Below are 12475 nucleotides of genomic sequence, written 5' to 3' on the forward strand. Positions count from 1 at the left end.
TTACTTAGGTTGGTTGAAAACGATGGGCGCGGGCAGCATGAAGAGGGTCTCGTCGCTCGCGTTCGGATAGTTGCTCACGGTCACGGACGACTTCAGCACCGCATCGCGGGCCGCGCGGTCGAGGCGGTCGTAGCCGCTGGACTTGAGGATTTCGGCACGGCGCACGAGGCCGCTGCGGTTGAAGTACACGGCAATGGTCACCGTGCCGGCCTCGCCGAGACGCGAACTCAACTGCGGATAGACCGGAGCCGGAGGACGCAGCCACTGCGCCTGCGCGGCCGTCACTTCGACCACCTTGGGCGGTGCGGGCGGCGCCGGCGGAGGAGCCGGCGGCGCGGGAGGCGCGGGCGGCGGCGAGGGCGGTGTCGGTGCAGGCGGCGGTGGTTCCGGATCGCCCACTGGGGCTTGCGGCGCCGGCGTGGGCTTGGGCTCGCGGATGGCCTGCGGCCGGGGCGGCGGCGGCGCCTTCACGCGCGGCTGGGGCGGCGGCGGTGGGGGAGGTGGCGGCGGAGGCGTGGGCTTCGGCGGCTCGACGAACTGGCTCATGATCTCGACCGGGATCACCACTTCGGCGGCCCGGCGGAGCAGGCCGCTCTGCAACGCCCAGAGCGCGGCGGCGTGGAAAACGATCACGCCGCCGGCGATGGCAGCGTTGCGCGAGAGGCCGAAGACGGAGGGAGGGGGGGCAAAGCGGTCAGACACGATCAACCATTCGAGTGCGAGCACGTGGGTACGTGCCCCGATTGCAGCAAAACCGCTACGACGACGTCTACTTCTATTTACGAAGGATCCACCAGACGGAGCCCGCCACCAGGATCAGGCTGCCGCCGAGTGCAGAGACGAGTTCCATGCTTTGCTTTCCTTGATGGAGTTGGCAAGCTGGATCGACTTCGGTTCCGATTCGCAGTGCAGGGCCGCGACCGGGTGCGAAGCGCTGCACTGCGCGACGATATCGCGCGCACATCCTTCACATTGGCCACACTGGGTGGCCACGCCGAGTTCGAACTGCACTTCGTCGAAGGTCATCCCCGCGCGCACATGGCGTGCGATTTCGCGGTCGGAGACTCGGCGGCAAATGCAAACGATCATGGCTGTGAAAGCGGCAGTTTGGCTGGCTGTTGGATGTAGCGATTATAAATAAGAATCCCTCGCATTTGCAATAACTATCGTATTCGTCAGCGCCCGGCGCGACAGCTATTCGCTATGAGGGGTGGTCCGGCTATATCTCCGACCAGAGCCGAAGCAGGTTGTGATAGTGGCCGGTCAGGGCCACGGTTTCCTCGGATTCGCCCAGCCGGGCGCGCAGTTTCTGGATGTTCTGGTCCAGTTCGAACAGCATCGCGCGCTGCTGGTCGTTGCGCACCATGCTCTGGGCCCAGAAGAAGGCGCACACGCGCGCGCCCCGGGTCACCGGGTGCACCCGGTGCAGGCTGCTCGACGGATACAGGATCAGGTCGCCGGCCGGCAGCTTGACCTCGTGCGAGCCGTAGGTGTCGACCACCTCGAGCTCGCCGCCGTCGTAGTCGTCGGGGTCGCAGAGAAACAGGGTGCACGACAGGTCGGTGCGCAGCGGCTGCTCGCTGCCGGGCACGGCGCGCACCGCGCCATCGACGTGCAGGCCGTAGTGCTCGCCGCCCTCGTAGCGGTTGAACAGCGGCGGCACGAAGCGCGCGGGCAGGGCGGCCGAAAAGAACAGCGGATTGCGCGCCAGCGCGGCCAGCACGGTCTTGGCGAGCTCGCGTCCGACCGGCGAATGCTCGGACAGCTGCCGGTTGCGCTTGACCTGCGCGCCCTGGTCGCCGACGGTCTCGCGCCCGTCGACCCACTGGGTGGCATCGAGCGTGGCGCGCATCCTGCGCACCTGGTCCGGGCTCAGCACTTCGGGCACATGCAGCATCATCTTCGGGGACTCCGGAAGGAAAAAAGCCCCGGCGCGGGCCGGGGCTCGAGTGTCGCACCGCGGCGCACCGGCCCTGGCCGGCGGCTCGCCGTGGCGAACGATCAGAACGCGAAGTTCGCGGTGACCTTGAACGAGCGCGGCGTGCCCGGCGTGTAGCGGTAGCCCGACTTGTTGATGGCCGCCACGTAGTCCTTGTCGAACAGGTTGTAGACGTTCAGCTGCAGGTCCACGTTCTTGTTGATCCGGTAGGACGCCATGGCGTCGACCACCCAGTACGACTCGACGTAGGCCGGCGTGCCGACCGCGCCGTCGGTGCCGCGGTACAGCTTGCCGTTGTAGCGCGCGCCGCCGCCGATCGTCAGGCCGAACGGCAACTGGTAGGTGGTCCACAGCGTGAAGGCGCGCTTCGGGGTGTAGGCCAGCGAGGTCGAGCCGTCGGCCAGCACCGAGGGGCCGCTGAGCACGCGGGTGTTCATCGTCGTGAAGCCGGTGGTCACGCCCCAGTTGTCGGTGATCGCACCCGACACGCCGAGTTCGATGCCCTGCACGCGCTTCTTGCCGGTCTGGTAGTACTGCTGCGAGATCGAGTCCTGCACCACCTCGTTGCTGACGTCGGTGCGGTAGAGCGCGGCCGTCAGCGCGAGGTGCTTGTTGAGCACGTCCCACTTGGTGCCGAGTTCGTAGGTCTTGGCCTTCTGCGGCAGGAAGTCGGTGCGCGCGGCGCTGTTGCCGGTGCCGCCTGCTGCGAGCTGGAAGTTGGCGCCACCCGGGGGCTGTGCCGCCGTGCCGTAGGCCGCGTAGACGCTGCTGTTCTCGGTCGGCTTGTAGACCAGGCCAATCTTGCCCGACCAGAGGCTGTCCGACAGCTTGAGGCGCGTCGGTGCGATGGTCGCGGTCTGCGGGTTGTTGCCGGTGCGTGCCAGGGTCAGCGCGGTCGCGTCGTAGTTGGTCGAGTAGTGGTCATAGCGCAGACCACCGGTGAGCTGCCACTGCTCGTTGAACTTGATCGTGTCGAAGGCGAAGAGGCCAATCGTGTCGGTGCTGCCGTCGGAGCCGGTGCCGTTGGGGATCCGGTTGTAGCCGAGCACATTGCGATCGGGCGCGTATAGGTTGGCTGCGGGCCAAGAGCCAGCCAGCGCGAAAGTAGTGCCGACGGTCGGATAGCCCGCCGCGTAGTAGTTGTTCGCGCGCTGGGTTTCGCGGATGAACTCAAGGCCGCCGTTGAAGGTGTGGCTGATGCTGCCGGTATTGAACTTCGCCGAGACGCTGGTCTGGTTGGTGAAGATCGTGTTGGTCTGGTCCTTGTTGGTGGGCAGGTTGCGCGTGATCGTCCAAGTCGCGGGATTCGTGGGCACCACAGTGTTGATGAAGCCGGAGTTCACCGCGGGCAGTTGGCCGACGCCGGCCGTCGACGCCGTGAGGCCACCGCCCATGAACGCGGTCAGCATGTAGTCCTGCTGCGTTTTCGCGTAGCGGGTTGTGTTGCGGATCGTGATGTCGGGCGTGAGGTCGTGTTCGACGCGCGCGGTGAACATGTCGGTGGTGACATGGTCGAAGTCCGAGCTGGTGCCGTAGAAGTTGCTCGAGTCGACGCGCTGCGCGTAGTTCAGGTAGTTGCGGCGAGCGAGGCCGCTGCGGATGGCCGTCGCATCGGGCGTCGAGTAGCCCGGCAGGCCGATCGTCGGTACACCGCCATCGGGCACGTTGTTCTGCTTGACGTGCACGTAGTCGAGGTACACGCGCGTCGGGCTGTTGAGACCGAAGGCCAGCGAGGGTGCGATCGACCAGCGCTTGTTCTTCACGAAATCGCGGCCGGCCACGCCGGCGTCTTCGGCCACGGCGTTCAGGCGGAAGGCCGCGCCGATGCCGTTCTCGCCGCTGAGCGATTTGTTCCAGTCGATGCTGCCGCGCTTGAAGTCGGCGCTGCCGAAGCCCAGCGAGCCCGTGAAGCTGTCGTCGAGCTTGGGCTTCTTGGTCACGAGGTTGATGTAGCCGGTGGGCGAGGTGCGGCCCACGTCGGTGCCCGAGGGGCCCTTCACGACTTCGACCTGGTCGATGTTGAAGGTGTCGCGCGAAACGGAGCCGAGGTCACGGATGCCGTCGACGAAGATCGCGCTCGAGCTGTCGAAGCCGCGCATGAACACCGCGTCGCCCGTGTTGGTGTTGCCGTTCTCCCCGAGGAAGAAGGTGCCCACGCCGGGGGTGTTGCGCAGCGCTTCGGTCAGCGTGGTGGCGCCCTGGTCGCGCAGGACCTGTTCCTTGATCACCTGCACGGTCTGCGGCGTGTTCACCAGCGGTGCCGTGAACTTGGGATTGGCCGAGGTGTCGGCCTTGAAGTCGGCGGCGACCGAGCCCTCGACGCGGATCTCGGGCAGCACGCGCGAGGGCTGCTGCTGGGCGATGGCGGGGGCGGAGAGGGCGATCAGCGTGGCGGCTGCGGCGCCCGAGACCTGGGGAACGGCGCGCGCGACAGCGTGCTTCCGGCTCTTGATATAGGAGTTGGCCATGAAGGTTCTCGAAAAAGGAAAAAACGGCCCTGAGAACTCGACTGGCGATGCCCTGCACGTGTGCCGAGGAGGCACCGGGGGCTGGCTGGGTGAGTTGACCTGCGGGAGGGCAAAGGTAAAAACCGTGTCAAATGATAATGTTTATCAATACGCGACTTAGTACTTTTGCCGGCAGGCACTTTGTAAAGTAGATACTTTGTTGCACTGAAGCAACTCTAATTCTGGGGGAATTGTTGACAGCTCGGAGTCGCTGGTAGGCGTGCCGTCAGACCTCCACGGAGGCCGGTGGGCCTCGTGCGGCTCAAGCTCAGTACACGTCGCGTCGATAGCGTCCCGAGCCGACCAGTTCGGCCCACAGCGCCTCGCCCGCGACCTGCCGCAGCGCCGCATCCACGCCCGCGGCCATCCCTTGCAGGCTGCCGCACACGTACACCGCCGCGCCACGCGCGAGCCATTCGCGCAGCGCATCGGCGCGCTGCAGCAGCCGGTGCTGCACGTAGAGCCGCTCGGCCTGGTCGCGCGAGAACACCATGTCGAGCGCCGTCAGCGCGCCTTCGCGCTGCCAGGCCTCGATCTCGTCGCGGCAGAGGAAGTCGTGCGCCGCGTGGCGTTCGCCGAACACCAGCCAGTTCTCGTGCCGGCCCGCCGCGACGCGCGCGCGCAGGTGGGCGCGCAGGCCGGCCAGTCCGGTGCCGTTGCCGATCAGGATCAGCGGGCGCGAAGCATTGCCCTCGAGGCGGAAGCCGCGGTGCGCGCGCAGGCGCAGCGCCACCGTGTCGCCGATCGCCAGCGTCGAGGTCAGATGGCCCGAGGCCGTGCCCAGCGTGCCGTCGGGGTGCTGTTCCTGCCGCACCAGCAACTGCAGTTCGCCGTCGGCGGACAGCGAGGCGATCGAATAGTCGCGCGGTCGCGTGGGATCGCTCGCGACCGCCATCTGCACCAGGTCGCCCGAGTCCCAGGCCGGCATCGTGCCGGCCTGCGGCACCAGGCCGAGCAGGAAGACCGGTGCGCCCGCGCTGCCGGGATTGAGCAGGCTGCGATGCACGAGACGCCACGGAACGAAGGCGCCGCTTTCTTCCTCGGCGGACGCGACCTCGGCATCTCCCCATTGGGCATGCCATGTGGCCAGCGCTTCGGGATCGCCGTTGTCGACCTCGACGCGCGCGAAGGAGGGCGTCGCGCCCCGGCCTTGCAGCCAGCCGTCCAGCTGGCGCCCGAAGCCGCAGAAGTTCGCGTACTGGCGGTCGCCCAGGGCCAGCACCGCATAGCGCAGCGCGGACAGATCGGGCTGCTCGGCCATCGCCTTTTCGGCGAACAGGCTGGCGTCATCGGGCGCATCGCCTTCGCCATAGGTGCTGGCAACGAACAGGGCCTGCTTCGCGTCGCGCAGGGTGGCGGCGTCGAGCGCATTGAGTTCCATCACGCGCACCGGCGTGCCGGCCGCGCGCAGGCGGCGCGCGGTCTGCCAGGCGATGGCCTCGGCCTGGCCGGTCTGGCTGGCGAACAGCACCAGCGTCGAAGGCGTCGTGCCGTCGCCCGCCAGCGCCTGCGCCGCGCGCGCGGTGGCCGCGACGGCGCGGCGTTCGCGCGTGTAGATCGCCAGGCACATCGCGCCGTAGGCGGCCACGGTGGAGCCCGCGGCCAGCGCGCGCAGCAGCGTGTCGTTCATGCGGAGGCGGTCCGTTCGGTCCAGGCCGGGGTCGCGCGCAGGCTCGGCGGTGCGTCGCCGTCCGCCGCATGTGCGACGAACAGCGCCGCGATGCCGCGCGCCTCGGCGAAGGCGAAGCCTTCCTCGGGCCCGAGCACCGTCAGCACCGTGGCCAGCGCGTCGGCGTGCATGCACTGCGCATGCAGCACCGTGACGCTCGCGAGCCCGGCGGGCACGGGCTCGCCGCTGCGCGGATCGATGGTGTGCGACCAGCGGCGGCCTGCGTGCTCGCGCTGGTGCCAGCGATCGCCGGAGGTGGCGATCGCGAGGCTGTCGAGCGCCACGTGCACCGGCGCGGGCAGTTCGCCGTCGACCTGCACGCGCCATGGCTGTCCGCCGGGGCGGCGGCCCACGCCGCGCAGTTCGCCGCCGATCTCGAACAGGAAATCCTCGAGGCCCAGTGCCTGCAGGGCCTCGACGCCGTGATCGACCGCGAAGCCCTTGGCGATGCCCGACAGATCGAGCGCGAAGCCACCGGGTTGGGTCAGCGTGGCCGTTGCGTCATCGGCCAGGTCGAAGGCGAGCTTTCTCCAGCCTGTGCGCTCGCGTGCCGCTTCAAGGGCGTCCATGTCGATGGGGCCATCGTTTGCATCGGGGCCGAAACCCCAACTGGCGACCAGCGCGCCGACCGTCGGATCGATCGCGCCGCCGCTGTCCTCGGCCCATTGCAGCGCGCAGGCCATCACGCGCGCGAACTCGGTCGACAGCGTGTGCCGCGTGCCCGCCGGCGCACGGTTGAAGCGCGAGATCTCGGCGTCGGCCTCCCAGTGGCTCATCTGTGCGATCACGCGCGCGAGTGCCGATTCGACCGCCTCGCGCACTTCGGTCAGCGGCCGCATGCCGGGGTTGTCGAAGCGCAGCGACCAGGTCGTGCCCATGGTCCGGCCGGCCAGCTGGTGCAGGCGGGCCGGATCGGCGAGGCGCGGCACGGCCGCGTCGGCGTAGCCGCCGTGCCAGGAACTGCGGGAGGCGAACGAAATGCCCAAGGCGGTGCGCGAAACGTCGCTCGGGTTCAGGGCATCACTTCGAGCGTGGCCGCGTAGCTCAGGCGGCGCTCCTTGGCGTTCGGCACGGTGGTCTTGTTGTCGCGCGTGGACACGTCGAGCCAGTACATGCCGGCGCTCGGCCAGGTCACGCTGAACTGTCCTTTGTCGTCGGTCTTGACCTTGAGCTCCTCGAGCTTGTCGCGGTACTGCGTGTTGCCCGCGGTCACCGTCACTTCGAGGTCCTTGGCGGGCTGGCCGTCGAGCTGCAGCGTGAAGCTGGCCTTCTCGCCCTTCACGAGGTCGGTTGGGCTGCCGCTGGCGATCAGCTCCAGGCCCTGGCCGATCGGCTTCAGCGCCGAGGGCTTGCCGACGGTGACGAAGGTCTCGATGCGGCCCGCCGACTGGGTGATGGTCACGTCCTGCGCGTCGGCCGGGATTTCCTTGGCGATGGTCTCGGGCGTGCCGCGTGCGCGCTTGTTCTGGCCGGTGGCCTTGTCCTTCCAGCTCGCGAAGGCGCCGCCGTTGATCACGGCGATGCGGTAGGTGCCGGGCTGCGCGACCGGCACGTCGAACACGTTGCGCTGCTTGAGCTTGGCTTCGCTCTCGGGCTTGATGGCGCTGCCGTCGGGCGCGGTGATCTGCAGGCCCTCGAGGCGCAGCGGCGCATGGTTGGCGACGAACAGATCGTTCGACACCGCGGCATCGACGCTGACGGTGTCGGCCTTCGAGAACACGGTGCCCGAAGGCAGCAGCCAGGCGTTGTGCGCGTGGGACAGCGGGGCGATGGCGACGAAGGCGGCGGCAATGGCGGCGGCGCGCAGGCGGAGGGTGTTCATGGCGATTCCTTGAGATGGGGCTGCGAAGGTGCGGGGCGGTGCGGCGGTCAGGGCTTGAGCTCGAGCTTGATCTCGCCCAGTTCTTCCTTGCCCGAAGCGCTCGGCTGCGAGGCGCTGGTCGGCGGCCACTGGAAGGGGATGCTCACGACCTCGCGGCCGCCGACTTCGCGTGCGGCCTCCACCACCAGCTTGTAGCTGCCCGGCGCCAGTTGCGGCATCGGCGCGCTGCCGTCGCTGAAGTTCAGCTGGTGCTTGCCCGCGGGCTTGGTCGCCCCGGTCACGCCGTCGATCGGCACCGACAGGTCGCGGCCGCCGCGGCGCCACCACTGGCGCATGTCCTTGAGCCACTTGGTGCCTTCGCCCTCGGGGTTGTTGGTCTTGGTGCGCACGTCGTACCAGACCGCCAGCGTGCCGGCCACGGTGTTGTCGGCGCGTTCGATCCAGGTCGCGATGTAGGGGCGGTGGTACTCCGACACGTTGAGGCGCGGCACCTCGATGTTGACGCCGAGGCTGGCCGAGAAGGCCGGGGCGGCGAAGAGCGCCGACATGGCGAGCGGTGCGAGCGAGTAGCGGATGTGCACGAGAGGAACCTCTTTCACGAAACGGACGAAACCAAAGTCAGTGGATGAAAAGCAGCGCGAGCAGCACCGGCACCACCAGCCCCATGCCCACCATCGGCCAGGTGAAGGGGCGGTTGCCCGCATGCATCTTGAGGATGAACAGGCCGGTGATCGAGAAGACCAGCGCGGCACCCGCGAAGATGTCGATGAACCAGCTCCAGGCGGTGCCGGTGTTGCGGCCCTTGTGCAGGTCGTTGAAGTAGGAGAGCCAGCCGCGGTCGGTGCGCTCGTACTCGGCCTCGCCATCGGCCAGGCTCAGGCGCAGCCAGGCGTCGCCGCCGGGGCGGGGTAGCGACAGGTAGATCTCGTCGTCCGACCATTCGGCCTCGCGGCCGGCGGTGTCGATGTCCCAGCGCTGGCGCACCCAGGCCTGGAGTTCGGCGGGCAGCGCGGCCTTGCCCTTGATCGCGGGGTTCGACTTGACCTCGGCCATGGCCGATTCGAGGCGGGTGCGCAGCGCCTCGTCGATCGCCGCGTGCAGCCGCGTGACCTGCGGCTTGCCCTCGATCTGGCCCGCGTGGTTGAGCGTGAAGCCGGTGACGCTGAACAGCACCATGCCGATCAGGCAGATGGCGGAGCTGACCCAGTGCCATTCGTGCAGGGTCTTGAGCCAGTAGGCACGGCGGCGGTTGTCGGTCGGGGCGGCATTCATTGGCGGCCGGGATTTTAGGCGCGCAAATGAGAATTGATTTCGTTTGACAATCGGGCCCGACCCTTGCCGAGACGGTCGATCCGGCGGAATCGAAGGTAAATCCTTTGTCTTATGCTATCGATTCAATAGCATGTGAAGTTTGGTAAAGCGAAAACGCCGGGCCAAAAAAAGCGGGACCGAAGTCCCGCAGTTGTTCGTGGCGTGCCGTGCGGCTTGCGAGGGCGAGGCTTACTCGAGTTCGCCCATCTGCGACTGCAGGTAGTTCTGCAGGCCGACGCGGTCGATCAGGTCGATCTGGGTTTCGAGGAAGTCGATGTGCTCCTCGGTGTCGTCGAGGATCTCCTGCAGCAGGTCGCGCGAGACGTAGTCGCGCACCGATTCGCAATGCGCGATGCCGTCCTTGATCGTGGCCTGCGCGCCGGTCTCGGCACCGAGGTCGCAGCGCAGCAGTTCGGGCACGTCTTCGCCGATGTTCAGCTTGCCGAGGTCCTGCAGGTTCGGCAGGCCGTCGAGCATGAAGATGCGGTCCATCAGCTTGTCGGCATGCTTCATCTCGCCGATCGATTCTTCGTATTCCTTCTTGGCCAGCTTGTCGAGACCCCAATGCTTGAGCATGCGGTAGTGAAGGAAATACTGGTTGATCGCAGTCAGCTCGTTCTTGAGCTGCGCCTGCAGATGCTCGATGACCTTGGGATCGCCCTTCATGGTGTTTTTCCTTGTTATGAAAGCAGTAAAGGCCGCGATTGTCGGAGCGCGAAGGAGGGTGGCGCAAGCAAAGCCATGCATTCGCGCTCTGCATGCGTTTGATGCTGATACACGTTCGTATCCAGAGGGGGACTCATGCCGCCAGGCATGCGGTCCGCCCATCGCAAGACATAGGGGGCTGCAATGCAATCAATAGCTATGAACTATTGAAAGATGTCATTTGGTAGCTATACTCATGGTTCGCTTTTTTCATCACCACCAAGGAAACCAGCAATGTCCCTGATCAACACCCAAGTCCTGCCCTTCAAGACCCAGGCCTACCTCAACGGCAAGTTCATCGATGTGTCCGACGAGACGCTCAAGGGCAAGTGGTCCGTGCTGATCTTCATGCCGGCGGCTTTCACCTTCAACTGCCCGACCGAAGTCGAAGACGCGGCCGACAACTACCCCGAATTCCAGAAGCTGGGTGCCGAGGTCTACATCGTGACCACCGACACGCACTTCTCGCACAAGGTCTGGCACGACACGTCGCCGGCCGTCGGCAAGGCCAAGTTCCCGCTGGTGGGCGACCCGACCCACACGCTGACCAACAATTTCGGCGTGCACATCCCCGAAGAAGGCCTGGCACTGCGCGGCACCTTCGTGATCAATCCCGAAGGCATCATCAAGACTGCCGAAGTGCACTCCAACGAGATCGCCCGCGACGTCAAGGAAACCCTGCGCAAGCTCAAGGCAGCGGTCTATACCGCCGCCCACCCGAACGAAGTCTGCCCGGCCAAGTGGAATGAAGGCGACAAGACCATCGCCCCGTCGTTCGACCTCGTCGGCAAGATCTAAGGCGCTCCGCGCGAAAGCCCGGGCGCTCACGAGGCCCCCGGGCTTTCTTGTCCCCAGTTGATAGTTTCCAGTTATCGAAAGAGAGTTCCTCATGCTCGACGCCAGCACCAAAGCCCAATTGAAGAGTTACCTCGACCGCGCCACGCAGCCGATCGAGATCGTCGCCTCGCTCGACGACAGCAAGGCCTCGGACGAAGTGCTGTCGCTGCTGAAGGACGTGGCCGAAGCCTCGCCGCTGGTCCGCCTGAGCGAAAGCCGCGACGACAACCACCGCAAGCCCTCGTTCTCGGTCAACCGTCCGAGCGAAAACCACGGCCCGCGCTTCGCCGGCCTGCCGATGGGCCATGAATTCACCTCGCTGATCCTCGCGCTGCTGCAGATCGGCGGTTACCCGCCGAAGGTCGAGCAGGCCGTGCTCGACCAGATCAAGGCGCTCGACGGCGATTTCGAGTTCGAGATCTACGTCTCGCTGACCTGCCACAACTGCCCCGACGTGGTCCAGGCGCTGAACCTGATGGCGGTGCAGAACCCGCGCATCCGTACCACGATGATCGAGGGCGGCACCTTCCAGGAAGAAGTGAAGGAACGCCAGGTGATGGCCGTGCCCACCGTGTTCCTCAACGGCACCGAGTTCGGCCAGGGCCGCATGAGCCTGGAAGAGATCCTCGCGAAGATCGACAACAGCGGCGTCGAGCGCGAAGCCAAGAAGATCGCCGCCAAGGACCCGTTCGACGTGCTGATCGTCGGCGGTGGCCCCGCGGGCGCCGCGGCGGCCGTGTATGCCGCGCGCAAGGGCATCCGTACCGGCGTGGCCTCCGAGCGTTTCGGCGGGCAGGTGCTCGACACCATGGGCATCGAGAACTTCATCTCGATCAAGGAGACCGAGGGACCGAAGTTCGCCCATGCGCTCGAGGAGCACGTGCGCGACTACGAGGTCGACATCATGAACCTGCAGCGCGCCAAGGCGCTGATTCCGGGCGAGGGCCTGATCGAGGTGCAGCTCGAGAGCGGCGCGTCGCTCAAGAGCAAGTCGGTGATCATCTCGACCGGCGCGCGCTGGCGCAACATCAACGTGCCCGGCGAGCACGAGTTCAAGAACAAGGGCGTGGCCTACTGCCCGCACTGCGACGGCCCGCTGTTCAAGGGCAAGCGCGTGGCCGTGATCGGCGGCGGCAACTCGGGCGTCGAGGCGGCGATCGACCTGGCCGGCATCGTGGGCCATGTCACGCTGATCGAGTTCGACACGCAACTGCGCGCCGACGCCGTGCTGCAGCGCAAGCTGCACAGCCTGAAGAACGTCGACGTGTTCACCAATGCGCAGACCACCGAGATCACCGGCGACCAGAAGGTCAACGGCCTGGTCTACAAGGACCGCGCGACCGGCGAAGCCAAGCGCGTCGACCTCGAGGGCGTGTTCATCCAGATCGGCCTGGTGCCCAACACCGACTGGCTCAAGGGCACGATCGAACTGTCGAAGCACGGCGAGATCGTGGTGGATGCGAAGGGCCAGACCTCGGTGCCCGGCGTGTTCGCCGCGGGCGACGCGACCACGGTGCCGTTCAAGCAGATCATCATCGCGGCTGGCGACGGCGCGAAGGCGGCACTCGGTGCATTCGATCACCTGATCCGCACTTCAGCCCCAGCTTGAGTGGGTACATCGGCGGTCAGATGAGAATTATTCTCATAAAATAGTTTTCAGAGGCTCGCACGCCGCGCATCGCGGC

General features: G+C 66.6%; 13 protein-coding genes. 3 read left to right on the top strand and 10 right to left on the bottom strand.

Going from position 1 to position 12475, the window contains the following annotated elements; all coding sequences use genetic code 11:
• From R0232_RS12150 to R0232_RS12165, 4 genes are all read right to left on the bottom strand, one after another.
• The gene (locus tag R0232_RS12150) at nt 1-702 is read right to left on the bottom strand and encodes an energy transducer TonB (RefSeq protein WP_093343469.1); all 702 of its coding nucleotides are present in this window, start codon (nt 700-702) and stop codon (nt 1-3) included.
• A gap of 114 nt (nt 703-816) precedes the next feature.
• Complete coding sequence (locus R0232_RS12155; RefSeq protein WP_082322199.1) at nt 817-1089, bottom strand: (2Fe-2S)-binding protein; 273 nt, start codon at nt 1087-1089, stop codon at nt 817-819.
• Between the two features lie 130 nt (nt 1090-1219).
• A complete protein-coding gene (locus tag R0232_RS12160; RefSeq protein WP_208512141.1) occupies nt 1220-1900 on the bottom strand; it encodes a Fe2+-dependent dioxygenase in 681 nt (226 codons plus the stop codon).
• A gap of 101 nt (nt 1901-2001) precedes the next feature.
• Entirely contained in the window at nt 2002-4407 is a 2406-nt protein-coding gene (locus R0232_RS12165) for a catecholate siderophore receptor Fiu (protein ID WP_431512252.1), read from the bottom strand.
• On the opposite strand from R0232_RS12165, the gene R0232_RS12170 reads away from it, so the two are divergent.
• Complete coding sequence (locus R0232_RS12170; protein ID WP_431512253.1) at nt 4406-4567, top strand: hypothetical protein; 162 nt, start codon at nt 4406-4408, stop codon at nt 4565-4567. The genes R0232_RS12165 and R0232_RS12170 overlap by 2 nt on opposite strands.
• A 147-nt stretch (nt 4568-4714) precedes the next feature.
• Here R0232_RS12170 and R0232_RS12175 read toward each other — a convergent pair whose 3' ends face one another.
• From R0232_RS12175 to bfr, 6 genes are all read right to left on the bottom strand, one after another.
• Nucleotides 4715-6076, bottom strand: a complete 1362-nt coding sequence (locus R0232_RS12175) for a sulfite reductase subunit alpha (RefSeq protein ID WP_431512254.1) — start codon at nt 6074-6076, stop codon at nt 4715-4717.
• Nucleotides 6073-7101: an FAD:protein FMN transferase gene (locus R0232_RS12180; protein WP_431512255.1), complete on the bottom strand. Its 1029-nt coding sequence runs from the start codon at nt 7099-7101 to the stop codon at nt 6073-6075. The genes R0232_RS12175 and R0232_RS12180 overlap by 4 nt, the downstream gene beginning before the upstream one ends.
• 26 nt (nt 7102-7127) lie before the next feature.
• Entirely contained in the window at nt 7128-7937 is an 810-nt protein-coding gene (locus R0232_RS12185) for a DUF4198 domain-containing protein (protein ID WP_431512256.1), read from the bottom strand.
• 47 nt (nt 7938-7984) lie between these two features.
• Entirely contained in the window at nt 7985-8485 is a 501-nt protein-coding gene (locus R0232_RS12190; protein WP_177239332.1) for a DUF2271 domain-containing protein, read from the bottom strand.
• Between the two features lie 70 nt (nt 8486-8555).
• Complete coding sequence (locus tag R0232_RS12195; RefSeq protein WP_431512257.1) at nt 8556-9209, bottom strand: PepSY-associated TM helix domain-containing protein; 654 nt, start codon at nt 9207-9209, stop codon at nt 8556-8558.
• A gap of 228 nt (nt 9210-9437) precedes the next feature.
• A complete protein-coding gene (bfr, locus tag R0232_RS12200) occupies nt 9438-9914 on the bottom strand; it encodes a bacterioferritin (protein ID WP_056583098.1) in 477 nt (158 codons plus the stop codon).
• Between the two features lie 273 nt (nt 9915-10187).
• On the opposite strand from bfr, the gene ahpC reads away from it, so the two are divergent.
• Nucleotides 10188-10751 carry an alkyl hydroperoxide reductase subunit C gene (gene ahpC, locus R0232_RS12205; RefSeq protein ID WP_057595992.1) on the top strand — a complete coding sequence of 188 codons (564 nt, stop codon included), beginning with the start codon at nt 10188-10190 and terminating at the stop codon, nt 10749-10751.
• Nucleotides 10752-10842: 91 nt separating this feature from the next.
• The gene (gene ahpF / locus R0232_RS12210) at nt 10843-12399 is read left to right on the top strand and encodes an alkyl hydroperoxide reductase subunit F (protein WP_093342995.1); all 1557 of its coding nucleotides are present in this window, start codon (nt 10843-10845) and stop codon (nt 12397-12399) included.
• Nucleotides 12400-12475 lie beyond the last annotated feature (76 nt).

The organism is Variovorax sp. DAIF25 (assembly GCF_050711835.1).
In the GTDB taxonomy this organism is placed as follows: domain Bacteria; phylum Pseudomonadota; class Gammaproteobacteria; order Burkholderiales; family Burkholderiaceae_C; genus Variovorax.

Bases quoted from the DNA above. Each gene is read 5' to 3' on its own strand.
- R0232_RS12155 (WP_082322199.1), bottom strand. From the start codon at position 1,089: ATGATCGTTTGCATTTGCCGCCGAGTCTCCGACCGCGAAATCGCACGC.
- R0232_RS12160 (WP_208512141.1), bottom strand. From the start codon at position 1,900: ATGATGCTGCATGTGCCCGAAGTGCTGAGCCCGGACCAGGTGCGCAGG.
- R0232_RS12170 (WP_431512253.1), top strand. From the start codon at position 4,406: ATGAAGGTTCTCGAAAAAGGAAAAAACGGCCCTGAGAACTCGACTGGC.
- R0232_RS12165 (WP_431512252.1), bottom strand. From the start codon at position 4,407: ATGGCCAACTCCTATATCAAGAGCCGGAAGCACGCTGTCGCGCGCGCC.
- R0232_RS12175 (WP_431512254.1), bottom strand. From the start codon at position 6,076: ATGAACGACACGCTGCTGCGCGCGCTGGCCGCGGGCTCCACCGTGGCC.
- R0232_RS12185 (WP_431512256.1), bottom strand. From the start codon at position 7,937: ATGAACACCCTCCGCCTGCGCGCCGCCGCCATTGCCGCCGCCTTCGTC.
- R0232_RS12190 (WP_177239332.1), bottom strand. From the start codon at position 8,485: ATGTCGGCGCTCTTCGCCGCCCCGGCCTTCTCGGCCAGCCTCGGCGTC.
- R0232_RS12195 (WP_431512257.1), bottom strand. From the start codon at position 9,209: ATGAATGCCGCCCCGACCGACAACCGCCGCCGTGCCTACTGGCTCAAG.
- bfr (WP_056583098.1), bottom strand. From the start codon at position 9,914: ATGAAGGGCGATCCCAAGGTCATCGAGCATCTGCAGGCGCAGCTCAAG.
- ahpC (WP_057595992.1), top strand. From the start codon at position 10,188: ATGTCCCTGATCAACACCCAAGTCCTGCCCTTCAAGACCCAGGCCTAC.
- ahpF (WP_093342995.1), top strand. From the start codon at position 10,843: ATGCTCGACGCCAGCACCAAAGCCCAATTGAAGAGTTACCTCGACCGC.